Source organism: Bartonella sp. AA81SXKL (genome assembly GCF_042196945.1).
Lineage (GTDB): Bacteria > Pseudomonadota > Alphaproteobacteria > Rhizobiales > Rhizobiaceae > Bartonella.
This window is the reverse complement of record NZ_JBHIRH010000380.1, coordinates 1-252: the sequence shown is the minus strand read 5'-3', so window position 1 is coordinate 252 and position 252 is coordinate 1. Positions and strand designations below refer to the sequence as shown.

General features: G+C 40.9%; 1 protein-coding gene. It reads right to left on the bottom strand.

Annotation, left to right across the window (positions count from 1 at the left end; genetic code table 11):
- Positions 1 to 252, bottom strand: a 252-nt coding sequence (locus ACFINZ_RS11800; RefSeq protein WP_375701624.1) for an alpha-hydroxy-acid oxidizing protein, incomplete at both ends; no start/stop codon positions are given.

The following is a 252-nucleotide window of genomic DNA, read 5'->3' as shown; positions in this document are numbered from 1 at the left end:
ACACCAGAATCCACTAAAATAGTCAGATCACTCTTTACAGCCTCTGCAATTGCTGGCAATGCACGTACTGTTGATAAGACACCATCAAGTTGGCGTCCACCATGATTAGAAACAACAATACCATCAGCACCAAATTGTATCGCTTCTCGTGCATCCTCTGGATCAAGGATACCTTTCAGAATCATTTTCCCCTTCCAAAAATCTCGAATCCATTGTAAATCATGCCAACCAATTGATGGATCAAAATTTGCT